We start from the raw sequence: 24,152 nt of genomic DNA, 5'->3' as shown, positions 1-24,152 counted from the left end.
GACTCAGCCGTCGTGGACCGCCCACCGGCCGCCCTGCTCGACTGGATCGGAATCACCCTCCTGCGGTGCGTGTGTCACCTCGTACCTACCAGGCTATCGCTTTCGTCGCGTTGTGTGGCGAGCAGTCCCGTGGCCTGGTGGATGGATCACAGGTCGGTGGATGGGCACCGGCGTCACGGAGCCGCCGCGCGCGTTCGTGAGCTCGCGTTCCACAGCTGTGCGTACGCACCGTTCCTGGCGAGCAACTCGGTGTGGCTGCCGTCCTCGACGATCTCGCCGTCGTCGAGCACCAGGATGCGATCGGCGCGCGCGGCCGTGGGCAGCCGGTGCGCGACGAGGAACGTGGTGCGGTCCCGGGCCACCCGCTCGCTCGCGCGCAGCACTGCCGCTTCGGTGTGCGGGTCCAGAGCCGCCGTGGCCTCGTCGAGCAGCAGGATGTCGGGGTCGACGAGCTCGGCGCGGGCCAGCGCGACGAGCTGTCGCTGACCGGCGGACAGCGACTGGCCCCGCTCGCCGACCTGCTGCGCGAAGCCGTTCGGCAGCGCTGCGACCGACTCCAGCGCGCCGACGGCACGGACCGCGTCCTCGACCGCGGTGTCACTGGCCTCGGGGCGCCCGTAGCGCACGTTGTCCGCGACGGTGCCGGAGAACAGGTACCCCTCCTGGGGGACGACCCCCATGCGGCCGCGGAGCCGCTCGGGGTCGAGGTCGCGTACGTCGATCCCGTCGACGGTCACCCGGCCCGAGGTGACGTCGTACATCCGCGCGATCAGCTTGACCACCGTCGACTTCCCGGCGCCGGTCGGCCCGACGAGGGCGACCGTCTGCCCCGGCTCGACCGAGAAGGACATGTCTCGCACGGCAGGGGTGTCGGTCCCCGGGTAGCGGAAGCCGACGCCGGTGAAGGCCACCGCGCCACGCAGCCGGTCCGGTAGCTCGGTGGGCTCGTCCGGGACGGGCACCGACGTCGGGGTGGCGAGCAGGTCTGCGATGCGCCGTAGCCCGACCTTCGCCTGCTGGTAGCCGTCGAACACCCCGGACAGCTGCTGCACCGGCGCGAAGAACAGGCCGAGGTAGAGCACGAACGCCATGAGCACGCCGGGGCTGATCCGCCCTGCCGCGACGTCGTGCCCGCCGACGAAGACCACCGCGGCCTCCACGAGCCCGGACAGCATGGTCACGAACGGGAAGTAGGTCGCGATGTAGCGCTGGGCCCGCAGGCGGGTACGCCGGTAGGAGTCGCTTCGCGAGGCGAAGGCCGAGGCGGAGTGTTGCTCCCTGGTGTATGCCTGCGCCACACGCAGGCCGGTCACGTTCTCCTGCATGTCGGCGTTGACCGCGCTGACCTTCTCCCGTGCCTCCGTGTACGCCACCGAGACCCTGGCGCGGAAGGCGACGGTGGCGATCACCAGCACGGGTAGCACGGCAAGGGTGAGAAGCGCGAGCCTGAGGTCGGTCAGTAGCAGGGCCACCGCGATGGCCACGATGGTGAGCAGGGAGACCACGGCGTTGGCAAGGCCGGTCTGCAGGAACCGGGACAGCGCGTCCACATCGGTGGTCATCCGGGTCATGATCTTCCCGGACAGCTCCCGCTCGTAGTAGTCCAGCCCGAGCCGCTGCAGGTGCGCGTAGCTGCGCACCCGCAACAGGTAGAGCATGCTCTCACCCGCGCATGCGGTCAGCCGCGTCTGGGCGGCGATCACCACCCAGTTGGCCGCGACGATCCCTGCGCCGAGGGCGGCCACCGCGAGCACGACCGTCTGCGCTCCGGCGCTGACGCCGTTGTCCACCCCGTAGCGGTACAGCGACGGCAACGCGATCGTGGCAAGCGTGTCGGCTGCGACGAGGGCGATGACGGCGGCCAGCAACCACCGGACGGGACGCAGCAGCCGTACCGGCCGGAAGTCGGGGTCGGGTGCGGTGGGGTCCGTTCCGTTCAGGTTCGGGGTCCCCCGTGCGGGCGGCAACCTGTCGACGGCGCGCAGCAGCTCCGGTGTCGGGGGCGTGTCCAGGGACGCGCCCGTGCCGTGCCCGGCGTGCGCCGCGGAGGTTCGCGTCGCGGGCTCGGCGGCTCCGGACGCGGCGGAGGCTCGCTCGGCCGGATGGTCGCCGTCGCCGGACGTGTCGGGCCACAGGCTCCCGCCCCGGGATGGTTCCGGGTCGCTCGTGGCGGGTGACGGCCCTGCGGAGTCGATGTCGTCGCCGGTACCGGATGTGAGCTCGCGGAACAGCGGGCACCGGCGCTCGAGCTCCTGCTCGGTGCCGACATCGACGACCGTGCCGCCGTCGAGCACCGCGATGCGGTCGGCGAGCCGTAGCGTGGAGCGGCGGTGCGCGATCAGCACCGTGGTCCTGTCGTCGGTGACCGCGTGCAGCGTCCGGTGAATGGCCGACTCCGTCGCGGTGTCCACAGCCGAGGTGGCGTCGTCGAGCACCAGCACGCGCGGGTCGGTCAGCAGGGCCCTCGCGAGGCTCAGCCGCTGCCGCTGCCCGCCGGACAGGGTCAGGCCGCGCTCACCGACCAGCGTGTCGTACCCGTCGGGCAGCGCGGTGATGAACTCGTGTGCCTGCGCGGCTTTCGCCGCGGCGATGATCTCCTCCTCGCTGGATTCCGGGCGTCCGTAGGCGATGTTGTCCCGGACCGATGTGGAGAACAGGAACGCTTCCTCGAACACGACGCCGATCGCGTCGCGCAGGTCGCCGAGCCGGAGGTGGCGTATGTCCCGCTCGTCGTGCGGCCCGCCGACCCGGATGGCGCCTGCGTGCACGTCGTAGAAGCGGGGCAGCAGTAGCGAGATCGTGGACTTGCCGGAGCCTGCCGTGCCGACCACGGCCAATGTCTCGCCCGGGTGGACGGTCATGGTGACGTCGTCGAGCACCGGGTCGGTGCGGGTGTAGCCGAACCGCACCCCGTCGAACCGGATCCCGATGGGTCCGGAGGGCAGCCCAGTGGCGTCCGGGTGCTCGGTGACCTCCGGCTGGGCGTCGATCAGCTCGTAGACCCGCTCGGCGCCCGCGCGGGTGAGCTGGGCCTGTACGACCAGGTTGGCGATCATCCGGGAGGGGCCGATCAGCGCGGAGACGTATGCCGCGAAGGCCAGGAACGTGCCGAGGCTGATGTCGCCGCGCAGGGCGAGGATGCCGCCGAGGCCGAGTACCGCGACCTGCCCGGCGGCAGGCAACGCGGAGGTGGTCGCTGTCGGCACGGCCGACAACCGGGCGGCCCGCATCCGCTCGGCGAACAGCGTACGCGCCAGCCTGTCGAGCTTGCCCGTCGCGACGCGTTCCCTTCCGAAGCCTTTCACCACCCGCACGCCGGTGACGGTCTCCTCGACGTGCTGGGCGATGTCGGCGGCGCGCTGCTGCGCCGACCATGTGGCGGGGAACAGCTTTCGCCTGCTCACGCCGACGACCACGGCGACGGCCGGTGCCACGATGAGTGCGATCAATGTCAGGGTCGGCGACATCCACAGCATGGCGGCGAGCGCGAACACGCCGTAGATCATCGAGCCGAGCGCGAGCGGCAGCTGCATCATGAAACCGGTCAGCAGCTGCAGGTCGCTGATCGCGCGCGAGGCGATCTGGCCGGTCCGCATCGCGTCTTGCTTGCCGCCGTCCAACCGCGATACCGACCGGAACACGGCATTGCGCAGGTCGTGCTGGACGTCCAGGGTGAGCCTGCCGCCGAGGTAGCGGCGGGCGAACGCGCTGCCGAAGGTCAGTACGGACAGTCCGACCAGAGCGAGGGCCAGCGGTCCGAGGCGGTCGGTGCGCCCTTGCACGGCATCGTCCACGCCGAACTTCACCAGCAGCGGGCCCGCCGCCTGCAGCCCGACGCCGAGCATCGCGGCGCCGAAAGCCAGCACCACGACAACCGGATGCCGCCAGCAGTCCGCTGCCAGCCTGCGCACCCACCCGCCGGAGGTGGAGCCGAACGTGACATCGGGCGCCGTAGAAGGAACCGAGGTCACATTCGGCTCCCGCACGCTCGAATGGGTCACGTCCCCAGGCTAAGTGTGCGCACCGTTCCAGCACCGCGGGGGAGCCGAATGTGACCTCGGGCTCCCTAGATGGAGCCAAGGCCACCTTCGGCTCCCAACGCTCCGTGCCAGCCAGGAGGAGCCCAAGGTGACCTCGGTTCCATAGAAGGAGCCGAACGTGACATTGGGCTCCACACCCAGCCGGGGCGGAGCGCGGGTCAGGTGATGTCGCGGGTTTGGGTGGAGATCCAGCCGCCGCCGAAGACCAGGGCCGACCAGCCGAGGAAGACGAGTCCCGAGAGCCACCATGCCAGCGCGCCGGTCGCACCCGCGACCGCTCGCACACCGTCCTCGAGCCACGGTGGCACCGACTCCGCGGTGGTCAGGAACAGCTCCGCGGCCATCGACCCGGTCAGCCCGTTGACCGAGCCGTTCGGCAGGAACCCGATGACGTCCGGCGCGTGGATGCCCAGCACGAGCTGCGCCCCGTTCTCCACGACAAGGAAGTAGAGGATGAGCAGCGTGATGACCCCGGGGACGCTGCGGACCAGCGCGCCCGCACCCACGCCGAACAGCGTCATCAGGATCGAGGCGAGCACGCCGACCACCGCCAGGCCGAGCCACCCCGCCGCGGTGGGCAGCCGGTCGCTGTCCGTGGAGATCAGGATGCCGGCGGCCACGGACAGGATGATCGCCAGACCGTAGATCGCGCCCCACGCGACGTAGACGACGGTCTTGGCCAGCAGCGCCGACACGCGGTTCGGGGCGGTGAGGAAGGTCGTGGTGATCGTCTTGGTGGAGAACTCCGCGCTGATGGCCAGCGCACCGAACACCAGCGGGAACAGGGTGGCGAGGTTGATGCTGCGCGCGATCGCGAAGTAGCTGACGATCCACTCGCCGGAGTCCACGCCGAGGACCGTCTCGAGCTCCCTGGCCTCTGGCCCGTCGAGCAGGTCGACGAACGCGTTGCCCAGGTACCCCGCACCGAGTGCCCAGCCGAAGGCGATCAGCACGGTCGGGATCAGCAACGCCCACCAGAGCTTCGTCGTGGTGATCTTGCGGAATTCGGCCTTGACGAGCCTGCCCATCAGTGCTGCCCTCCCCACGGGGTCCGGCCCTGGTCCGGGCGCTGGTACGCGGTCGGATCCTGCTGGTACCCGGGCCCGCCCGCGGGCGGGCCCCAGCTCCCCGGCGGCTGGCCCGGCGGCTGGCCCGGCGGTTGCGCAGGTGGTGGGCCCGGCGGTGGCACCTGGCCGTGTGGCTGGCTGTACTGGTGCTGCACCGGTGCCGCGTACTGCCCGCTGGTCAGCTGGAAGTACAGCTGCTCGAGGTCCACACGTTCCTCCTCGACGCCGTACAGCGCCACGCCCGCCTGCGCCGCGATGTCGCCGACCTGTTTCGAGGTCGCCCCCTCGACGGCGATGCGGCCGTCCTGCAGGGTGCTCACCTCGGTGATCTGCTGCTCGCCGAGCGCGGTCACCAGTGCCTGGGCGTCGCCTGCCTGTACGAGTACGCGGGAGCGCTGCGAGTTGCGCAGGTCGTCCAGCATCCCGTAGTACATGGTCTGCCCGCGGCTGATGATGACGACCTGGTCGATCGTCTGTTCCACCTCGGCGAGCAGGTGGCTGGAGATCAGTACCGTGCGTCCCTGCGCGGCGAACCCGCGGAGGAACTGGCGCAACCAGGCGATGCCTTCCGGGTCCAGCCCGTTGCCCGGCTCGTCGAGCACGAGCACCTGCGGGTCACCGAGCAGCGCCGTGGCCAGTGCCAGCCGCTGGCGCATGCCGAGTGAGAACCCGCCGACGTTGCGGTCGCCCGCTCCGCTCAACCCGACGAGTGCCAGCACCTCGTCGGCGCGCTGGTCGCTGACGCCGATCGCGGAGGCGAACACCTTCAGGTGATTCCGTGCGGTGCGACGGGCGTGGAAGCTCTGCGCCTCGAGTACCGCGCCCACGACCGCACCCGGGTTGCCGAGCTGGTGGTACCGGCACCCGTTGATCGTGGCCGTGCCCGCCGTGGGGTTGACGAGCCCGAGGATCATGCGCAGCGTCGTGGTCTTGCCCGCGCCGTTGGGCCCCAGGAACCCGGTTACCGAGCCGGGTTCGACCGTGAAGCTGAGGTTCTGCACCGCGGGGATCGAGCCGAACGTCTTGCTGATGTTGTTGACGACGATCCGGCCGCTGCGGTCGTGCATATCGCCTCCCTGGTCTCACGCCTGCTGGGGGCATCTTGCCGCATACCCCGTATGGCGGTGTGAAGTCGGGGCCGGTTCGGCGGTTTGCGGGCTACCCGACGGCCGATCGGTGTGCGATATGCGTAGATCGTGACCGCGAACTCGCGGTAACGGCGCCTGTTTCGGTAAAGACCAGGAAAATGTACCCCCGGGTGAGGCGGACGCATCCGGGAACGCCTAAGCTAGAGGGTGGCGGCCCGCTCCCGGTGACCCCCAGGCTGGTTGAGCGGGCCGCCCCTATTCGTGTGCGGGTGCGTCGTCGGGTGTCACCGCACCGCGAGTCCCTCGGCGGGGACCGGTGCCGGGGCGATGTGGAAGAGCTCGACGAACAGGTTCAGCAGTTCGAGGTCGCCGCGTACGTCCGCCTCCCCGCTTGCGAGCAGCTCGCTCGGCGTGACCTCGCCTGCAAGCAGTTGCTTCAGCTGGAACGTCTCGATCACGAGATCGGCGTCGGGCAGCGCCCCCTCCGCAACTTTGAGTACGCCGTCGTCGATCATCGCGTGCACGACCATGTCGCCGAAGCGGAGCTCGTAGTTCACCCGGATATCGCTCGCGGCCTCTGGCTGGAACGTCGCGTACAGCGCCAGGATCGCCGAGTCGAGGGTGAACGCATCGTCGGGAGCGGGCTCGCCCAGCGAGCGCGCTCCCCACCGGCCGAGTTGCAGCAGCACGGGCTCCAGCTCGCCACCGTACTCGGTGAGCTCGTAGACCACGGACGCCTCGAGGTGCGGCTGCACCCTGCGGCGGATGACCCCGGCTCTCTCGAGCTCGTTGAGCCGTGCGGACAGCATGCTCGACGGGACACGCGGCAGTGTCTCGCGAAGGTCGCTGAAGCGTTTGGGGCCGAGCACGAGATCACGGACGACGAGCATCGCCCACCGCTCGCCGACCAGCTCGAGAGCGCGTGCCAGGCCGCAGAACTGCCCGTAGGTTCGACCAGTCATACTTCCGTCCTCACTGTCGTTCGAATGTGCGAGGGCACCGTTGAATACGTTTGGATTTCTTGGTCAAAACTCCGATACCGGCCCGTAGGACGAGGAATTGGTGGCCGCAGAGCGATCCGGGGCTGCGCTGCATTGCTGCATTGTGCTGTCTTGTCCAGTCCAGTGTGCGCCGGTGTTCTCGAGGCTCGCTCGATAAGCGCATGAACGAACCCCCCTCGGCCACGCGGTTCGTGCGACCCCGCGCTGCCGCGTGCCGGGAGGGGCCTCCGGCTCCCGGGTGTCGGTGCCGTGCCCTGCCAGGAGCGGGATGCCGGGTGGGCCGCGAACCCGGGTGGGCATGTGGAATTGGCCGGGGCGAGTACCGGCGGGGAGACTCGTTGATCGAGCGGTCCGAAACAGATATCAGCGCAGGCCGTTCCATCCGGGGTCGGCGTGACGTTCGCGCAGAGCTCGGCGAAAGCGGTCCCAGCGTGCTGCCGGAACAGGCGGGTGCGGACGGTAGCGCGACGCCGGCCGGCGCGGCCATCGAGAGCGTACCTGGCCGAGCGCGGTGGTCCCGTGGACGTCAGCGGGGTGTCTCGCCCGCGGACAGCAGCTCGTGGTGCAGGCGTTGCAATTCCTCGCACGGTTCGACCCCCAGTTCCTCGTTGAGTACGGCGCGCAGGTTCCGGTAGGTCGCCAGCGCGTCCGAGCGCCTACCGCTACGGCTGAGCACGCGCATCAGCTGGCCGTGCATGCCCTCGTCGAGCGGGTTCGCGGCGACAAGCGCGCGCAGCTCACCGATCAGTTCGCGATGCCAACCCGCCTCGAGCTCCGCGTGAATGCGGAGGTGCTGAGCCGTACGCCGTTGTTCCTGCAGGTCGACCACGTAGGACGACAGCACCGACCCGCAGTTCACATTGGCCATGGGCGGGCCCGTCCAGAGCGCAAGGGCGGCACGCAGTGAGCGGGCGGCGTCGGTGTAGTGGTCACGGTCGAGTAGCTCGCGACCTTCCTGGAACAGCCGCTGGAACGTGAACACGTCGATCTGAGCGGGATCTACCGTGAACACGTACCCCGCGTGTTTGGTGATGAGCAGCTCGTCTCCCGCTGGTGCGAGCTCGTTCTGTTCGATGCACTTGCGTAGCTGGTAGACGTAGGTCTGCATCGTTGTGCGGACACTGCGCGGTGGATCATCAGCCCAGAGCTCCTCGACGATCGAGTCGATCTGTACGAGCTTGCCCGGTCGCAGCAACAGCATGGCGAGCAGTTGGAGCACCTTCGGCGCCGTCGGGGCGTAGTCCGTCCCGTCCTTGAGCACTTCCAACGGTCCGAGGAGAGTGAACGTCGTCTGACCGCCGGCGCGGTGACCGGCCGTGCCGTGTCCGTTGTCAGGTCCGTGCCACACCGCAGGGTCGGAATGCATGGGTAACCCCTCTCATCCGTGACCGTCACCGCGAGCGCATTCCCTGGGCATCCGTGTCGAGATATCCGCACCCTTTCGTGATGAGAATAGTGCGGTCCTGGGACGCTGCCCCGGGTTTCGGGGATCGTTCGGATTGCATCGTTCGTAGCGTGTCACCGGATACCCGTTTTCGGCAGTGATCGGGCAACAAGCCGGGAATGAATCAGTTGGGCGCCGGCATGAAAAGTACACGTGCATCGCGTGAGGAACTCACTGTTCATTCTCGCTGCGGGCGGAACACAATCTTTGCGTACCCGGAACCGCACGTGACAACGGAGGAGTTGCCATGCAGGACCGAAGCATTCCACACCCGGCCGTCGCAGCGCGGGCGTCCCGCGAAGGCGCGAACGAGCGCGCAGACACGTTGGTGATCGAGCAGTTCGACCAGTGGCACAACCCGGTTGTCCACGGCCCCGTGTCGTGGTGCTACTCCTTCGCCGAGTACCCCGAGGAGAGGGCTGCGTAATGACACACGGTGCCGCGACACGGAAGGTGGTCTCCTTCAAGCGACACCTGCGCGCGGAGATCAGCGAAGGCAACGGTGCCTTCCTGTTCTCCGAGCGGGGCGTGACGGTGCTGCACGGGCCGCACATCGAGTCGCTGGCCACCGAGCTCGACGGCACGAAGGACGTCGCGAGCCTGCTCCGTTCCAGCCCGGGAGGCATGGACTCGGAGCAGGTCGCGGCTCTGGTCGACCGGCTCATGGACGCGGGCCTCGTATCGCTGTACTCCCCGCGCGACCTCGACGACGATCGCGCGGTGGCCTTCTGGGACTCCTGCGGGATCGAACCCGCAGGAAGCGGGGCAGGCGGGGCGGTCGGCAGCGTCGGGCTGGTCGGCACGGACCGTAACGTCGATCTGCGGCCGACTGCCGACGCCCTGCGCGACGCGGGTGTCACCGTCCTGTCCGGAGACGTCCATAACGTCCTCGGGCACGCGGACCTGTCCGTGGTCGTGTGCGAGGACTACCTTTCCCCCGCGCTGTCCGGGATCGATGCCGCGCATCGCGAGGCGGGTCAACCCTGGTTGCTGGCCAAACAGCTCGGTACCCAGGTGTGGGTGGGACCGATCTTCCAACCCGGTGAGTCCGCGTGCTGGCACTGCCTCGCGTCCAGGCTGTGGGGCCACCGGCATGCCGAGGCCTGCGCGCAGGCAGCCCTGGGACATCCGGGTCCGGCGCGGCGCCCGGAGGCTTCGGTGCCCCCGCTGGCCGGGCTCGCGACCCACCTCGTCGCGCTGGAGGCGACCAAATGGCTCGCCGGGCACCGGCATCAGGGACAGCGATGCGTCTGGACACTGGACACCGACGACCTGCACGGTCGGTATCACGAGTTGCGCGCCAGACCGCAATGCCCTGCATGCGGGGATCCGTCGATGGTCGCCGCACAGGCCCGTCGCCCGGTGACCCTCGGCGATGTCGGGAGAGGGGTCGGCACGGGCGGTGGGTACCGTGCGCTCACGCCGGAGCAGGTCCTGGATCGCTACCGCCATCTCGTCAGCCCCGTAACCGGCGTGATCAAGGAAGTCCGGCGTGATCCGCGCGGCCCGGCGTCGTGCCACTCGTACCGGTCCGGCCCGAATCTCAGCCTGCCTGCAGGGGACATGGACATGCTGCGCCACGGGCTGCGCGACGAGAGCGGGGGGAAGGGCGCGTCCTCGGTCGAAGCCGAGGTCGGTGCCCTGTGCGAGGCACTGGAGCGGTACAGCGGCAGCTTCCAGGGCGACGAGGAGCGCGTCCGGGCAAGCTTGCGCGAACTGGAGGACCAGGCGCTCCACCCCAACGACTGCATGCTGTTCCACGACCGCCAGTACCGCGACCGCGCGGAGTGGAACTCCGCGCACGGGTCCCTCCAGCACGTCTGCGAGCCGTTCGACGAGCACGCCGTTGTCAACTGGACGCCGGTATGGTCGCTGACGCGGCACCGCCACCGGCTGTTGCCGACGCGGATGCTGTACTACGGCGCACCGTACGACCCGGGTGACGCCGGTGTCCGGGCCGACTCGAACGGCAATGCCGCGGGGAGCAGCCTCGAGGACGCGATCCTGCAGGGCCTGCTCGAGATCGTGGAACGCGACGCGGTCGCGCTGTGGTGGTACAACCGCACGTCGGCTCCCGGCGTCGACCTGGCGGCGTTCGGCGACCTCTGGGTCGACGAGCTGCGCGGTGTCTACGCCGACCTGGGACGCGAGCTGTGGGTACTCGACGTCACGTCCGATGTGGGCATTCCGGTGATGGTCGCGTTGTCGCGGCGAGCCGGTGCGTCACCGGAACACATCATGGTCGGGTTCGGGGCGCACCTCGACCCGAGGATCGCGCTCCGGAGGGCGCTCACCGAGCTCAACCAGCTCGTACCCGCCCTGGTCGAGGCAGAGCCGGAGGACCTGGGCGATCCCGACCTGCGCAGCTGGTGGCAACGCGCGACGGTGACGGCGGAGGACTACCTGCTCGCTGACCCGGGCGTGCGCCACCGCGTCCCTGCCGATTTCGCGTGCGTACCGCGCAGGGACCTGGCAGGTGATGTCGAGTCGGTGACCACCTCCCTCGCTGCGCTCGGGCTCGAGACACTGGTGCTCGACCAGACGCGTCCGGACATCGAGCTTCCCGTGGTCAAGGTGATCGTTCCGGGCATGCGTCACTTCTGGGCTCGTTTCGGTCCCGGAAGGTTGTACGACGTCCCGGTCCGCATTGGCCGGCTCTCCGAACCCACGTCCTACGAGGACCTGAACCCCGTTCCCCTGTTCCTGTGAAAGGCTGCCGATACTCGTGCACCGCGAACCTCATAGCGGCGAGCTGGACACGGTCCGCCTGTGCTCCCTGAGCGAGGACGTGCTCGTCGAATGGGATGCCGCGGGGCGCTCACTTCACGTGGTGACCAGGTGGGGTGAGTTCGCCCTCGGCGTCATCGACGACCACGTGCGCGATTCACTGCGGCGCATGAGTTTCGGCCCCGTCTCGCTGGAGAACGCCGTGGCGGGCATCGAGGCGGAGGGTACGGCGCGAGCGGCTGGGCGAGGCGGTGGTCGCACGAACCTCATGGAGGTGCTCGACGTCCTGCGCGGGTCGGTCGTCCATTCGCTCGCGCTGGACGACGGCTATCGCCCGTTGCTGTCGGTGACCCCGGTCGTCGCGGCGCCGGTCTTCGATCTGCCGCGTGTCGCGGCCACGCAGCCGGTGCGCCTCTCCCGGTTCGCGGTCCTGCGTCCGTGTGGGGGCGAGTTGGCGCTCGAATCGCCGCGCTCGGACTTCCGGGTGGAGCTGCACCAGCCGCTCGCGGCCCGGTTGGCGACCGCACTGGCCGTACCGCGCTCACCGGCCGAGCTCGCCGCCGACTCGGGAGCGCCGCAGCAGGTCGTCGCCGACGTCGTGGCGTATCTACTCGCGTCTGGTGCGGTGCTGCTCGGGGACAAGCGAGCGGCCCGCGAGGAGGACCACGACCCGGCGTTGCGTCACTGGTCGCACCACGAGCTGCACTTCCATTCCCGGTCCAGGTCGAGGCAGCGGGACGCCGCGTGCGACACCGACCTCGCCGACCACACCGATGTGGCCGACCCGGTAGTCAAGCCGCCACCCGACGGTCCACGGTTTCCGCTGTACCGTCCCGACCTTTCCGCCCGCGACCACTCCCTGACCGAGCTGCTGGAAGCTGATCACGCGTGTCCGGAGTTCTCGTCGCGGACGTTGACCGGCGAGCACGTCGGGGAGTTGCTGTTCCGTAGCGCTCGCGTCCGGACGGCGGGACCGCAGCACCTGCCGCCCGGGATGTCGCACGAGGCATCGCAGCGCCCGTACTTCAACATCGCCTGCCTGTACGAACTCGAGCTCTATGTCAGCGTCGATCGCTGCACGACCCTGCCACGCGGCATCTACCACTACGACCCGTCGCAGCACGAGCTCACCCTGGTCAACTCCGACGAGGGGGCGCTGGCCGAGTTGCTCGACACGGCGAAACTGGCCGCCGCCAACGTGCGCCGTCCGCCCGCGCTGATCACGGTAACGACCAGGATGGCGCGCCTGTCGCCGATGCTGGGCGGTGCCGCGTACGCGACGACGCTGACGCACCTCGGTGCGCTGCAGCAGACCCTCTACCTGGTCGCCCGGTCCATGGGGTTGTCGGTACACCTCGTGCCCACCGACGCGGGCGACCGGGTCGCCCGGTTACTCCGATTGGAGTGGCCCGGCGAGGTCAGTATCGGTGAGTGTGTCATCGATGGGCCTTCCTGAGCGGTTTGTCGCGACATGCCGATTGTTGAATCCTGAGTAGCATGCGTAGGGTTCCTGGTGGTCGAGGGGATTTTGTCCGGTTGGGGTGAACATCATGGATCCTGGGCACGCCGAGGGGGACGGCTCGACGACCAGGTACGAGCGGCCACGCCCGGATACGGCACCGACCGGGCCCAGCCGGTTGCTTACCCGGATCGCGCCGGGCCGCGCGCATGACATCGTGATCGTTTTCGTCGGGGCGCTCGCGGTGCTGGCGGCGCTGCGGGTCCTGGCGTACAGCGGTTCGACGGGACAGACCGTTGCCGGTATCGGCTACGTGGTCGCGCTGGTCGGACTGCAGGTGCACTACATCAACCCTATCCGCCGGACGGTGGACGAGCGGACGAAACGCTGGGTGCTGCTCGTGCAAACCGGGCTGGTGTACGGGCCGTTCGTGCAGTTCGATGAGTGGTGGCTTGGCCTGCCGGGCGTGCTGGCAGGCAACGTGCTGCTGGTGTTGCCGCGCGCGGTTTCGGTACTGTTGTTCGGCGCGATCGTCGCCAGCGTCGGCGTACTGCTCGGAGTGTTCGACCGGGGCCCGGTGCCTGTGGTGTTCGGACCCGCCACGACCGTTATCACCGGCCTGGCGATATACGGGCTCGCCCGGCTGGAGTCGGTGCTCGGCGAGCTGCACGCGGCGCGGGACACGCTCGCGGAGAAGGCGGTCGCCCGTGAGCGGCTGCGGTTCACCAGGGACCTGCATGACCTGCTCGGCTTCAGCCTGTCGGCGATCACCTTGAAATGCGAGCTGGCGAGGAAGGTGGTCACGAAGGCGCCGGCGAGGGCGCGCGTGGAGCTGGCCGAGATCCTGGACATCTCGCGTAAGGCCCAACGCGACGTCCGTTCGGTCGCGCACGGTGATCGGCAACGTTCGCTCGACGAGGAGCTCGCGGTCGCCCGGTCGATCCTCGAGGCGATACATGTCGATGTCCGGATCGAACGGGACGACTCCGAGCTTCCCGGTGACGTGAGCACCGAGCTCGCCACCGTACTACGCGAGGCCGTCACCAACGTGCTGCGGAACGGCTCGGCACAGTGGTGTGTGATTACCGTGGGCGAGGCGAACGGCTCCGTTCACCTCGAAGTCAGCAATGACGGCGTGCCCGGTGCATACACCGGCTCCGCACGGACGGATGACCGTGCGGGCGGGATCGGCGGGCTGGCCGGGCGTATGGAGAGCCTGGGAGGCGTACTCGCTGCCGATTCCGCCCCGGACGGGACGTACACGTTACGTGCCGACATCCCGGTAGGCGACGGGGGTGACGACCCGGATTCCGGGACGGCGCGGCACGGTGTCTCCGATCACCCGAACGACTCCGACGGCACGGACGGGGGCTCGCATGTGGAGGCGCCCACGGAGTCGTGGTGGCTGGCGGCTCCGGATATCGGCCGGAAGGTCACCGCCGGAGTCGTAGCCGCGGCCCTGTGTGGTTTCGGGGTGATCTCGTTCGCGGGTGTGCTGTTCGCGGGGCCGGGCACCGGCCTGGTGGCGTGGGGACTGGCGTGCCTGGTCGCGTTGCTTGCCGTGCAGCTGGGGTATTTCAGCCGACCGAGTACCCGCTTCCGTCCGCCGTGGAGCTATGCGGCCCTGCTCCTGCATGCCGCTCTCGTCTACCTGCCGATACTGGCGCTCGGGGAATGGTGGCTGGACATGCCCGGTTTCCTCGCCGGCAGTATGCTACTCGTGCTGCGCCCGGCAGTTTCCGTCCCGTTGTGCGGGGCGGTCCTGGTCAGCGTCGCGTGGCTGCGGTTGTTCTTCGGCGGTGAGCTCCTCGACAGCGCCGGTACGGCGGTCACGGCCGCCATCACGGCCGTGGTGGTGTACGGATTGACGCGGCTGACCCGGCTGGTCGACGAGCTGCACGCCGTGCGCGATGAGCTGGCCGAGCTGGCCGTCGCAGAGGAGCGGTTGCGTCTCGCCAGGGACGTGCACGACCTGCTCGGCTTGAGTCTGTCGGCGATCACGCTGAAGAGCGAGCTCGCCTACCGCTTGCTGCCGGATCAACCGGAGCGCGCGATGGAGGAGACCGCGGAGATCCTGGAGCTGGCCCGCAAGGCGCTCGCCGAAGGCAGATCGGTGGCCAGTGGAGATCGGGAGCTGTCGGAGGACGAGGAGCTCCGGCTTGCGGAGTCGATCCTCACCGCTGCCGGAATCGATATCCGAATCACTCGCGAGCACGGGAAACTGTCCACTCGGGCAAGTACCGTGCTTGCCAATGTACTGCGCGAGGGCGTGACCAACGTGTTGCGGCACAGCAAGGCCGAGTGGTGCACGATCACGATGCACGAAGAAGATGGCATGGTGCGCCTGTGTATCGCCAACGACGGTGTGGAAGGGCGAGCACCGGAGTCGCAGTCCGGCTCGCACGACGGCAGCGGGCTCGGGAACCTGTCCCACCGGGTCGGAACCCTCGCGGGCGAGCTCACCACGAGCACGGTGGACGGTATCTACCAGCTGTGTGTGCGGATTCCGGCGGGCGATTCCGAAGTCCGGCACACGCACACGAATCCGTGACACCGGCTGCGCGGGCGCCTACAACCAGTCGTTCTCCTGCGCGATGCGGATGGCGTCGAGGCGGTTACGCGCGTTGGTCTTGTTCACTGAGCTCGTGAAGTAGTTACGCACGGTCCCCGGGGACAGGTACAGGTGAGCGGCGATATCAGTCACGTTGTGTCCCGCGGCCGCCAGCCGGAGAATCTCGAGCTCGCGCGCCGTGAGCGGGCACTCGGTCGTCTCCCACGCCGAAAGCGCGAGGTCGCTGTCGATCACTCTCCGGCCGACGGCGACCTGCCGGACCGCGTTCGCCAGCTTGTCGGAGGGTGCGTCCTTGAGCAGGAACCCGTTCACCCGAGCGTCGAGGGCCCTGCGCACGGTACCGGGTCTCCCGAGGCTGGTGACGATGAGCGTGCGGCACCCGGGAAGGTCGTCGTGCATCTCCCTGGCTACCGTGAGGCCGTCCTTGCCCGGCAGGTCGATGTCGATGATCGCGACATCGGGCTGGTGCGTACGGGCGCTCGGCAGGATCTCGTTCCCCGAGGCCACCTGTGCCACGACGGTGATGTCGGGTTCCAGGTCGAGTAGCGCCACGAGCGCCCCCCGGACCATGTGCATGTCCTCGGCGAGCAAGACTTTGATCAACCCGTTCCCCCCTTCGTCGAGCATCGTACCCGCACTGTAGTTTGTCACTCTTTCGTGGAACCTGGTTGCAACGATTGGGTAAGGGACGTCGCGGGGTGTAACCGTCAACCGGCTTTACTTCGAGTAACACCTCGCGAGCTCGACCGGTCGTTCGGCACCACCCCTGGCTGACGGTATGCCCGCGAGCGGCGCCGGGCCGCGCGGCACGGCAGGCCGTGTCGCGGGGTGGATCGCGAGTCGAGTCCGAATCGAGCGTCGCGCGATGTCGCCGCGCGACGCTGGTGTCATCGCGGTCGCCGCCAACGAGGAATCCCGCGACGGGATGCCGCGGCGCACGCAGCGGGACAAACGCGAGCTCGATCTGATTCGGCATCGTGAACGAGGAGTGTCCATGCAACCTGCGGTCAAACAAGCCATCGCATCCATACGCGAGAGGTACTTCGAGCCGATCACGCTCAACGATCTCGCCGCGGAAGTGTTCGTCAGCCCGTTCCACTTCTCCAGGGTGTTCTCCAGGGAGACCGGTGTGACGCCGGGACGCTACCTCACCGCGGTACGTCTCTTCGAGGCGAAGAGGCTGCTGGTGATGACGTCGCTGACCGTGTCCGATGTCGTGTGCAGTGTCGGCTACAGCAGCGTGGGAACGTTCACCAGCAGGTTCACCCGCGCGGTAGGGATGACCCCGACCCAGTACCGCGCTCCGGAAGTCAGCGAGCTGCTGCTGGCTGTCGCTCCCGACTTCCACCGTCTGCCTCCATCCAATGTGCTCTCGGACTTCGGGCGCACGTGCACCGGCGTGGACGGGGACACCGGCGGTTCGATCGTCGGTGCGGTGGAACTGCCTGGCGAAGTGCCTGCGGCCCGCGTGCTGATCGGCGTGTTCGCCGACGCGATACCGCAGTGCGGACCGGTGGTGTACAAGTCCCTGCGTGCCACGGACGTCACCGGCTTCACACTGCACGGCGTGCCCGCAGGCCGCTGGCACGTCATTGCCGTCGCCGAGCACGCGTCGGGACACGACGGGGTTTACCTGGGAACCGCAGGCGAACCGATCGACGTAACGGCCGGTTCGGCGTCGTCGCTGCACCTGCGCATGCGTGCCGTGCGAACAACCGACCCGCCGATCGCGATAACGCTCGCGTCCCAGCTCTCGCTCGACAGCGGTCGCAACGGTATCGCCGAACCTGCGGCGATACGTACGGCCGCGTGAGTACCCGTATAGCCACCGGCCAGGCAGGACGGAAGAGATGCCAACAGCGCTGGGATTCCTGAGAAACCGATTACTCGCACCCTCTCTATCCGAAGTGACTTTCGAAGAGCGAGGATTCCCCGCCGCCAACGGGGCGGAGGTTTCCCGGCTCGAGTCGATAGCGCAGTCGGTGGTATGCGGGTTCGAGTGGGGTATGGGGGGTGACGATCCGGCCGAGATCGAATACAGGCTGAACGTGATCGATGCGGAGTTCCGCGGTTTCGCGTACGAGGGCGTGACGATGGCGTTCACCATCCTCGACGCCCTTCGGGGCGGTCGCGGGACGAGGACGCGTGACCTGCTACGCGGTCCAGCCCACCCGCATATCTTCCTGACCTACATCGGTATCGGCTTCGCGATGGCCCGGCTGCCGAGAGTGCTGTGGAAGAACGTGCTCCCCGACCTGACGGGGTCGCCGTACTACCCCACGATGAGCTGGCTCGCGGTCGACGGGTACGGCTTCGACCGGGCGTTCTTCGATACCCGTAGGTGGGTCGACGAGCAGTACGTGCCGACGCCGTATAGCTGGGATGGCGCGCCGGGCTACTTCTTGCGAGCGGTGGACCAGGGTATCGGGCGGGCGTTGTGGTTCGTGCACGGCGCGAACGTCGAGGAGAGCGCGGCCGCGGTCGAGCGGTTCGCCGCGCACCGGCACGCCGACCTGTTCAGCGGGATCGGACTCGCGGCGACGTTCGCCGGTGGCGCCTCCCCGGACGATCTGGCGAAGCTTCGTGTGCTCTCCGGTGAGCACATCGCCGAGGTTGCGTTGGGCGCGGTGTTCGCGGCGAAGGCGCGGTCCTACGCCGGGTTCGTTCCCAGCCATACGGAGCTCGCGACGACAGCACTCGCCGAGCTCTCCGTCACCGACGCGGCTGCCATCGCCGACCGGGCCGGCGTCGCGGAAGGCGACACCGCCGCCGGTGGCGAGGTGCCCGCATACGAACTCTGGCGGGGGCGTATCCGCGCCCGTCTCGATTAGCCGGGTGCCACAGCCCGATCCGACGAGTACCGGAGGAGCGCATCGTGTCCACTGTTCTTCGGGCGTTGCGACGCCGAGCGCTGACCCCGCATGTCTCCGCGACGAGCGTGGCCGTACGCGGGTTCCATGTGAAGTCCGCCGAGTCACGCGAGTTGCTGGAAACGGTCGGCCGCTCGTTCCTGACGGGCTACGCCTGCGCGGCCGAGGCCCGCTCTCCCGCCGAGGCGGAAGAGGTGCTGGAGGCCCAGCCGGAACGCTTCCGCGGGTTCGCCTACGAAGGGGCCGCGATGGCCTGCGCGGTCATCGACGCATTGCCGTTCAGCAGGGGCCGCAGGACGGCCGGCCTCCTTGCCGGGCGCGGCGGCGATCACATCTACATGGCCTACGTCGGGATCGGCTGGGCACTCGCCCGGCTGCCGCGGTTCCGCTGGCCCGACCTGTCCGCGCTCGACCCGTTGCTTCGCTGGCTCGTGCTGGACGGTTACGGGTTCCACCAGGCCTACTTCCATACCGGCACGTACGTGCACCGGCACGTGCGGCCCAGCATCTCGTGGCCGGAGGGGCGGTACCGGCCGTACGTGGACCGCGCGGTGGACCAGGGGATCGGGCGTGCCCTGTGGTTCGTCGGCGGGACGGATGCCGACCGGGTCGCGATGATGATCGAGCGCTTCGCCGAGCCCCGGCGATGTGACCTGTACAGCGGGGCGGCGCTGGCCGCTACCTACGCGGGCGGCGCCTCCGGGGCGGAACTCCGGGCGCTCCGGGAACGCGCGGAGCCCTACCGGCACTTTCTCGCCCAGGCGTCGGCGTTCGCTGCCAAGGCGCGCGCACGCGCGGGGCTGGTGGTCCCGCACACCGGGGTCGCGACGGACGTGTTCTGCGGCATGACACCGGACGAGGCGGTCCGGGTTTCCGATACCGCTCAGCCGGGCCCCGAGGAGGCATCCGGCCGGTCCGGCGATCCGGCCGAACCGGCCTACGAGATCTGGCGCAGGCGAATCGCCACGGAGTTCGCCGCGGCGAAGGGAGCGGGACGATGAGAACCGCTACCGGCAGTAGGCGCGTCCCACCGGGCCCACCACGGCGGGCTACCCTCGGCTTGCTGCAGAAGCTGGCAGGGGACCGGCTCGGACTGCTGTCCTCGGCGGCGCAGCGCTACGGGGACGCGTCCCGGCTGCGTATCGGCCCGAAGACACTCTACCTGTTCAACCACCCGGAGCATGCCAAGTACATCCTGGCCGACAACGCGGCGAACTACGCCAAGGGCATCGGCTATATCCAGGCACGGCGTGCCCTCGGCGACGGCTTGCTGACCAGCGAAGGCGAGCTGTGGCGCAAGCAGCGAAGGACGATCCAACCGGTGTTCCAGCACAAGCGCATCGCCGGTCAGGTGGGAGCCATCGCCGAGGAAGCGGCGAAGCTCGTCGCGAGGCTGCGCTCAGCCGAGGGAGGTGATCCGGTGGACGTCGTGGCGGAGACGACCTCCTACACCCTCGGTGTGCTCGGCCGCACCCTGCTCGACGCGGATCTCGGCGCGTTCGACTCGCTCGCCGGCTCGTTCGAGGCCGTACAGGACCAGGCGATGTTCGAGATGGAGTCGATGGGTGCCGTTCCGCACTGGCTGCCGCTGCCGAGACAGCTACGCTTCCGGCGCGCGCGTGCTGACCTGCAGGGAATCGTCGACCACCTCGTGCGCGAACGGGAAGCGAACCTGCGCGAGGACGCCGATGACCTGCTGAGTCGCCTCATCCTGTCCACAAGGCAGGAAGGCGATCGCGCCGTCGGTCGGCGGCGGTTGCGGGACGAACTGGTCACGCTGCTGCTTGCCGGGCACGAGACGACGGCCGCCACCCTGGGATGGTCGCTGTACCTGCTCGACGAGCATCCGGATGTCCGGGAGGGAATACGTTCCGAGGTGGCCGGTGTGCTCGGTGACCGGCTGCCGGTGTTGGAGGACGTTCCCCGGATGACGTACACGTCCATGGTCTTGCAAGAGGTCATGCGCCTGTACCCGCCCGTCTGGATACTGGCACGCCGGTCACGGGCGGACGACGAGGTGGGCGGCTATGCCGTACCGGCAGGCTCGGATGTGCTCGTATGCCCGTACACACTGCATCGCCATCCGGATTTCTGGGCGGATCCGGAGAGGTTCGACCCGGAGCGTTTCGCCCCGGATCGTACGGCGAACAGAGCACGCTACGCCCACATCCCGTTCGGGGCCGGTCCCCGGTTCTGCGTCGGCAGCCACCTCGGGCTGATGGAGGCTACCCTCGCCCTGGCAATGATCACACGGGATCTCGATCTATCCACAGTGGCTGGAACTAGTGTGGTGCCCGAGCCGATGCTGTCCCTGCGGATCCGGGACGGCCTGCCCATGACGGTACGCGCGGCTTCGTAGTGGCAAGCGAGAAGGCGCGTTCGGCCGGATCTATCCCGGAGGATCGGATCAGGCACACGCGTACCGGGATCCCGCGGCAGGATCCCTCATGGGATGGGAGGACATGGTCGTGCGACCAGATGCACAGGACGACGACCCCACGACGATGACGCTGGAAGCCTTCGCCGATACGATCGTTCCCGGGGCGAAACGCCGGCCGGGTGACACGGCGGTGGCTGGAGTCTCCGGAAGCGACGGGGCAGTGGCAGCAGGCGCGCTCGAACTGCTGTATACCCCTGCGACCGGGGTGACAGCCGGGCTGGCGGACGCATCCCGGGCGCTGAACGAGCACGCGCTCGCCTACGCCTCCGAGCACGGCCTGGCGACCGGCGAGGCGATGCCGTCATTCGTCGCGTTGCCGTACGCGTACCGGCGGGACCTGGTGCACCGGCTCACCACCCCCGGGCATCCGGAGAAGGACATCTGGGTGAGCCTCGCGCTGTTCTGCAACATGGCCTTCGACAGTGCCGCCCACCTGCCCACGGCAGACGCCATGGCCGCCCGCCACCCGGGCCTGCGTGCGATGGGGCTCGCCGATCCGGACGAGGACGGGCTGTGGCGCTTCCCCGAGCACACCTACGGCCGCGAGCTCGCCGACGTCCATCCGGACACGACCCCTTCAGGGAGCCCGACATGAGCAGTGTCGAGAGTACCGACGTGCTGGTCGTCGGCAGCGGGTTCGGCGGCGCGATCGCGGCATACTACCTCGCGGCCGGTGGCGCTCGGGTCGTGGTGCTCGAACGCGGGCCGTGGCTGGAGGGCAAGGACTTCGAGCACGACTTCCTCCTCGGCTCCTCCTACACCCGCGCGTTCGACTTCGTCGTCGGTGACGGCATGAGCGTGCTCGGTGGCAACTGCGTGGGCGGTGGCAGCGTCGTGTACTTCGCGGCGATGCCCCGCGCGCCGCGCTTCGTGTTCGAACGTCACGGTAGTGTGGGGCACCGGATGTGGCCGTCCACGATCGACCGTGACGCCCTCGACCCCTGGTACGACCGGGTGGCCGAGGCCATGCCGGTGAGCAAGCAGGGCTGGCCGGATGTGAGCTACGCGGGCGGGTTGTGGGCAGCGGCGTGCCACCACGCCGGCCGCACCGCGAACCCTCTGCCCGTCGCCATCGACAACGACCTGTGCACCAATTGCAACTGGATGATGGCGGGCTGCCGGTTCGACGCCAAGCGGTCGCTGCTGTTCAACTACCTGCCCGGCGCCGTCGCGCACGGTGCCGAGATCCGGCCGCTGCACGAGGTGCAGCAGCTGTCCAGGACGGCCGACGGCGGCTACCGCGTGCACTACAACCGCGTCGACGGCGAGGACTACCGGGTGCACACTGGCGACGGGACCATCGACGCGAAGCTCGTCGTGCTCGCGGCCGGTGCCGGGGCCACCCCGGTGATCCTGCAACGGTCCGAACCGGAGCTCGGCGCGATGCCGCCCGCGGTCGGCAAGTACTTCTCCGGCAACGGGGAGCGGCTCAACACCGCCGTGCTCAACGAGGATCGGGTGCGCGATGTGCTCGGGCTGACGCGGGGCGACGGCATCGCCTACGAGGCCAACCAGATCGGCAAGGGACCGACGGTGGCGAGCTGGGACCGTCTCGACGGTACGCTGCCGGAGTTCTCCAGGTACTCGCTCGAGCAGCTGTACTTCCCGCCAGGGCTCGGCACGATCCTGGCACAGGTCCCCGGACTGGACGACCCGGCGTGGTTCGGCCCGGAGAAGAAGGAGATGCTCGAGCGGTGGCGTTCCTGGCTGACCGTCTTCCTGATGACCGAGGACGACAACGAGGGCGTGTTCGGCCCGCCACCGCCTACCGGCAACGCGTTCCGCATATCGCAGCAGATGCTGGGCCGCGGCCCGCTGAGCTACGAGCCGACACCGAACACGCTGCACGGTTGGGCGCAAGCGGACGCGGACGTGAAGGACATCCTGGAGCGTGACGGCCTGGCCGAGGTAGCTCCGTGGACGAACGACCTGGTCGGCGCGTACACGGTGCACCCGTTGGCGTCCTGCCGGATCGGCGATGACCCCCGGACCTCGGCGCTGGACGATCGTCACGAGCTCCGCGACCATGCCGGCATCTTCGTCACCGACGGTTCCGCGGTGCCGGGTGCGCTCACGGTGAACCCGGCTATGACCATCGCGGCGCTCGCCGAACGTGCCATGCCAGGGATCGTCGACGCCGCTCGGGAGCGCGGGATCGACGTCTCCTACGGGGCGCCCGTCCCTGGTGCGGACGGCGGCGCGGGCGGATCCGTGCCGGTGACCGTAGGCTCGGGCGAGCGCTGACGGCCGGGCCGTACCCGCGGGGCGGGGAGCCGGCCGGGACGTCACGTAGCTAGCGGATCTCCAGCGATATCCGGGAGGTGTCGATGACCCGCAAGCTTGTCCGGGCAGCACTGCGGAGATCGCAGGCACAGGTACACCACGTCACACCGGTGGCTCCCGGTGCGGCGCGTGGCCGTGTGGCCGAGGTGTACCGGCAGGTCGAGCGCGACTTCGGCATGCTGGCGCCGCCGGTCACCCTGCATTCTCCCGCGCCGGACGTCCTCGCGGCCTGCTGGCTGATGCTGCGCGAGACGCTGCTCGTGGACGGCCGCGCCGGGCGGGCTGCCAAGGAGACGGTGGCCGCCGCCGTGTCGGAAGGCAACCGGTGCCCGTACTGCGTGGATGTACACAGCGCGACACGGGACAGCCTGCCGTCGGCGGCGGAGGGCGATGCTCTGGCGGGATGGGCAAGGGAATGCGCGGAGCAGCGACGCTGTCCGCGCGATCACCCGCCGTTCCCGCGCGACCAGCTCGCCGAGCTCGCCGGGGTGGTGGTGACGTTCCAGTACCTGAACCGCATGGTGACCGTCTTCCTCGCCGACTCCCCGATACCGGTGGAGGTGCCGGAGGTGGCACGCGGGCACGCGCGGCGGTTACTCGGCCGGTTCATGCGCCCCGCGGAAAGGAAGCGGATCCGGTCGGGAGCACCGCTGCGCCTGCTGCCCGCCGCGGACCTACCCGGCGAGCTGTCCTGGAGCGCACGGGAGCACGGCGTCGCTACGGCTCTGGCGCGAGCGTGCGCGGCAATCGGGATGGCCGGGCAGCGATCCGTCCCGGCTGCCGTGCGCGCGGTCGTGGAGACGGAGCTGGCCGCCTGGGCCGGCGAGCCTCCCGGGCCGAGCCGTGCGTGGGTGGCGTCGGCGGCGTCGTCGCTGGCCGCGGAGGACCGGCCCGCCGCCCGGCTCGCCCTGCTGACCGCGATGGCGCCGTACCAGGTGGACGGCGCCGTGATCGAGGAATTCCGGGACCGCAACGGCAGTGACCGGGAACTGGTCGAGGTGACCGCGTGGGCCAGCATGGCGGCCGCACGCCGGGTCGGTGCGTGGTTGGGACCCAGCACGGCGAGAGAAGACGACGGTTCGCCCGCGGGCCATGCTGGAGGTTAGCGAAGCCGACGTGTGCTCGGGCGCCGTTCGCGCGACGCGGGTCCGTACTGGGCGG

The 24,152-nt window shown here is 69.2% G+C and carries 17 protein-coding genes; 11 read left to right on the top strand and 6 right to left on the bottom strand.

Annotated features, from left to right (window positions below; genetic code table 11):
- Nucleotides 1-173 precede the first annotated feature (173 nt).
- The 5 genes from H0B56_RS07300 to H0B56_RS07280 all read right to left on the bottom strand — a co-directional run bounded on the left by H0B56_RS07300 (nucleotide 174) and on the right by H0B56_RS07280 (nucleotide 8,457).
- Nucleotides 174-3,971 (bottom strand): ABC transporter transmembrane domain-containing protein, encoded by a 3,798-nt coding sequence (locus H0B56_RS07300; RefSeq protein ID WP_180892398.1) that lies wholly within the window; start codon nucleotides 3,969-3,971, stop codon nucleotides 174-176.
- A gap of 227 nt (nucleotides 3,972-4,198) precedes the next feature.
- On the bottom strand, nucleotides 4,199-5,068 hold the full coding sequence (locus H0B56_RS07295) for a hypothetical protein (RefSeq protein WP_180892147.1): 870 nt from the start codon (nucleotides 5,066-5,068) through the stop codon (nucleotides 4,199-4,201).
- The gene (locus H0B56_RS07290; RefSeq protein WP_180892146.1) at nucleotides 5,068-6,174 is read right to left on the bottom strand and encodes an ABC transporter ATP-binding protein; all 1,107 of its coding nucleotides are present in this window, start codon (nucleotides 6,172-6,174) and stop codon (nucleotides 5,068-5,070) included. The genes H0B56_RS07295 and H0B56_RS07290 overlap by 1 nt, the downstream gene beginning before the upstream one ends.
- Nucleotides 6,175-6,479: 305 nt before the next feature.
- Complete coding sequence (locus tag H0B56_RS07285) at nucleotides 6,480-7,157, bottom strand: winged helix-turn-helix transcriptional regulator (protein ID WP_180892145.1); 678 nt, start codon at nucleotides 7,155-7,157, stop codon at nucleotides 6,480-6,482.
- Nucleotides 7,158-7,722: 565 nt separating this feature from the next.
- On the bottom strand, nucleotides 7,723-8,457 hold the full coding sequence (locus H0B56_RS07280) for an AfsR/SARP family transcriptional regulator (RefSeq protein WP_343063807.1): 735 nt from the start codon (nucleotides 8,455-8,457) through the stop codon (nucleotides 7,723-7,725).
- Between the two features lie 430 nt (nucleotides 8,458-8,887).
- Between H0B56_RS07280 and H0B56_RS07275 the strand changes: the two genes are divergently transcribed.
- The 4 genes from H0B56_RS07275 (at nucleotide 8,888) to H0B56_RS07260 (ending at nucleotide 15,377) form a co-directional block, all read left to right on the top strand.
- Nucleotides 8,888-9,067 (top strand): hypothetical protein, encoded by a 180-nt coding sequence (locus tag H0B56_RS07275; RefSeq protein ID WP_180892143.1) that lies wholly within the window; start codon nucleotides 8,888-8,890, stop codon nucleotides 9,065-9,067.
- Nucleotides 9,067-11,349 (top strand): TOMM precursor leader peptide-binding protein, encoded by a 2,283-nt coding sequence (locus H0B56_RS07270; RefSeq protein ID WP_180892142.1) that lies wholly within the window; start codon nucleotides 9,067-9,069, stop codon nucleotides 11,347-11,349. The genes H0B56_RS07275 and H0B56_RS07270 overlap by 1 nt, the downstream gene beginning before the upstream one ends.
- A gap of 16 nt (nucleotides 11,350-11,365) precedes the next feature.
- Entirely contained in the window at nucleotides 11,366-12,823 is a 1,458-nt protein-coding gene (locus H0B56_RS07265) for a SagB family peptide dehydrogenase (protein ID WP_180892141.1), read from the top strand.
- Nucleotides 12,824-12,917: 94 nt separating this feature from the next.
- Nucleotides 12,918-15,377: a sensor histidine kinase gene (locus H0B56_RS07260; RefSeq protein ID WP_180892140.1), complete on the top strand. Its 2,460-nt coding sequence runs from the start codon at nucleotides 12,918-12,920 to the stop codon at nucleotides 15,375-15,377.
- Between the two features lie 18 nt (nucleotides 15,378-15,395).
- Here the strand turns inward: H0B56_RS07260 and H0B56_RS07255 are convergent, their stop codons facing one another.
- The gene (locus H0B56_RS07255) at nucleotides 15,396-16,001 is read right to left on the bottom strand and encodes a response regulator transcription factor (protein WP_180892397.1); all 606 of its coding nucleotides are present in this window, start codon (nucleotides 15,999-16,001) and stop codon (nucleotides 15,396-15,398) included.
- A 262-nt stretch (nucleotides 16,002-16,263) separates the two neighbouring features.
- On the opposite strand from H0B56_RS07255, the gene H0B56_RS07250 reads away from it, so the two are divergent.
- From H0B56_RS07250 to H0B56_RS07220, 7 genes are all read left to right on the top strand, one after another.
- Nucleotides 16,264-17,211, top strand: a complete 948-nt coding sequence (locus tag H0B56_RS07250) for a helix-turn-helix transcriptional regulator (RefSeq protein ID WP_246360911.1) — start codon at nucleotides 16,264-16,266, stop codon at nucleotides 17,209-17,211.
- Between the two features lie 37 nt (nucleotides 17,212-17,248).
- Nucleotides 17,249-18,229: a DUF1702 family protein gene (locus H0B56_RS07245; RefSeq protein ID WP_180892139.1), complete on the top strand. Its 981-nt coding sequence runs from the start codon at nucleotides 17,249-17,251 to the stop codon at nucleotides 18,227-18,229.
- A 44-nt stretch (nucleotides 18,230-18,273) separates the two neighbouring features.
- Nucleotides 18,274-19,269: a DUF1702 family protein gene (locus H0B56_RS07240; RefSeq protein ID WP_180892138.1), complete on the top strand. Its 996-nt coding sequence runs from the start codon at nucleotides 18,274-18,276 to the stop codon at nucleotides 19,267-19,269.
- On the top strand, nucleotides 19,266-20,627 hold the full coding sequence (locus tag H0B56_RS07235; protein WP_180892137.1) for a cytochrome P450: 1,362 nt from the start codon (nucleotides 19,266-19,268) through the stop codon (nucleotides 20,625-20,627). Before H0B56_RS07240 ends, H0B56_RS07235 begins: the two co-directional genes overlap by 4 nt.
- Nucleotides 20,628-20,772: 145 nt before the next feature.
- Nucleotides 20,773-21,303 (top strand): DUF5987 family protein, encoded by a 531-nt coding sequence (locus tag H0B56_RS07230; protein ID WP_219632498.1) that lies wholly within the window; start codon nucleotides 20,773-20,775, stop codon nucleotides 21,301-21,303.
- On the top strand, nucleotides 21,300-22,952 hold the full coding sequence (locus H0B56_RS07225; protein ID WP_180892136.1) for a GMC family oxidoreductase N-terminal domain-containing protein: 1,653 nt from the start codon (nucleotides 21,300-21,302) through the stop codon (nucleotides 22,950-22,952). Before H0B56_RS07230 ends, H0B56_RS07225 begins: the two co-directional genes overlap by 4 nt.
- An 83-nt stretch (nucleotides 22,953-23,035) precedes the next feature.
- Nucleotides 23,036-24,097, top strand: coding sequence for a carboxymuconolactone decarboxylase family protein (locus tag H0B56_RS07220; RefSeq protein ID WP_180892135.1), 1,062 nt, complete (start codon nucleotides 23,036-23,038; stop codon nucleotides 24,095-24,097).
- Nucleotides 24,098-24,152 lie beyond the last annotated feature (55 nt).

The organism is Haloechinothrix aidingensis (assembly GCF_013450155.1).
Lineage (GTDB): Bacteria > Actinomycetota > Actinomycetes > Mycobacteriales > Pseudonocardiaceae > Haloechinothrix > Haloechinothrix aidingensis.
This window is presented reverse-complemented; position numbering and strand designations above follow the sequence as displayed.

Bases quoted from the DNA above. Each gene is read 5' to 3' on its own strand.
- H0B56_RS07260 (WP_180892140.1), top strand. From the start codon at position 12,918: ATGGATCCTGGGCACGCCGAGGGGGACGGCTCGACGACCAGGTACGAG.
- H0B56_RS07295 (WP_180892147.1), bottom strand. From the start codon at position 5,068: ATGGGCAGGCTCGTCAAGGCCGAATTCCGCAAGATCACCACGACGAAG.
- H0B56_RS07290 (WP_180892146.1), bottom strand. From the start codon at position 6,174: ATGCACGACCGCAGCGGCCGGATCGTCGTCAACAACATCAGCAAGACG.
- H0B56_RS07220 (WP_180892135.1), top strand. From the start codon at position 23,036: ATGACCCGCAAGCTTGTCCGGGCAGCACTGCGGAGATCGCAGGCACAG.
- H0B56_RS07270 (WP_180892142.1), top strand. From the start codon at position 9,067: ATGACACACGGTGCCGCGACACGGAAGGTGGTCTCCTTCAAGCGACAC.
- H0B56_RS07250 (WP_246360911.1), top strand. From the start codon at position 16,264: ATGTCGCCGCGCGACGCTGGTGTCATCGCGGTCGCCGCCAACGAGGAA.
- H0B56_RS07235 (WP_180892137.1), top strand. From the start codon at position 19,266: ATGAGAACCGCTACCGGCAGTAGGCGCGTCCCACCGGGCCCACCACGG.
- H0B56_RS07285 (WP_180892145.1), bottom strand. From the start codon at position 7,157: ATGACTGGTCGAACCTACGGGCAGTTCTGCGGCCTGGCACGCGCTCTC.
- H0B56_RS07275 (WP_180892143.1), top strand. From the start codon at position 8,888: ATGCAGGACCGAAGCATTCCACACCCGGCCGTCGCAGCGCGGGCGTCC.
- H0B56_RS07230 (WP_219632498.1), top strand. From the start codon at position 20,773: ATGACGCTGGAAGCCTTCGCCGATACGATCGTTCCCGGGGCGAAACGC.
- H0B56_RS07225 (WP_180892136.1), top strand. From the start codon at position 21,300: ATGAGCAGTGTCGAGAGTACCGACGTGCTGGTCGTCGGCAGCGGGTTC.
- H0B56_RS07245 (WP_180892139.1), top strand. From the start codon at position 17,249: ATGCCAACAGCGCTGGGATTCCTGAGAAACCGATTACTCGCACCCTCT.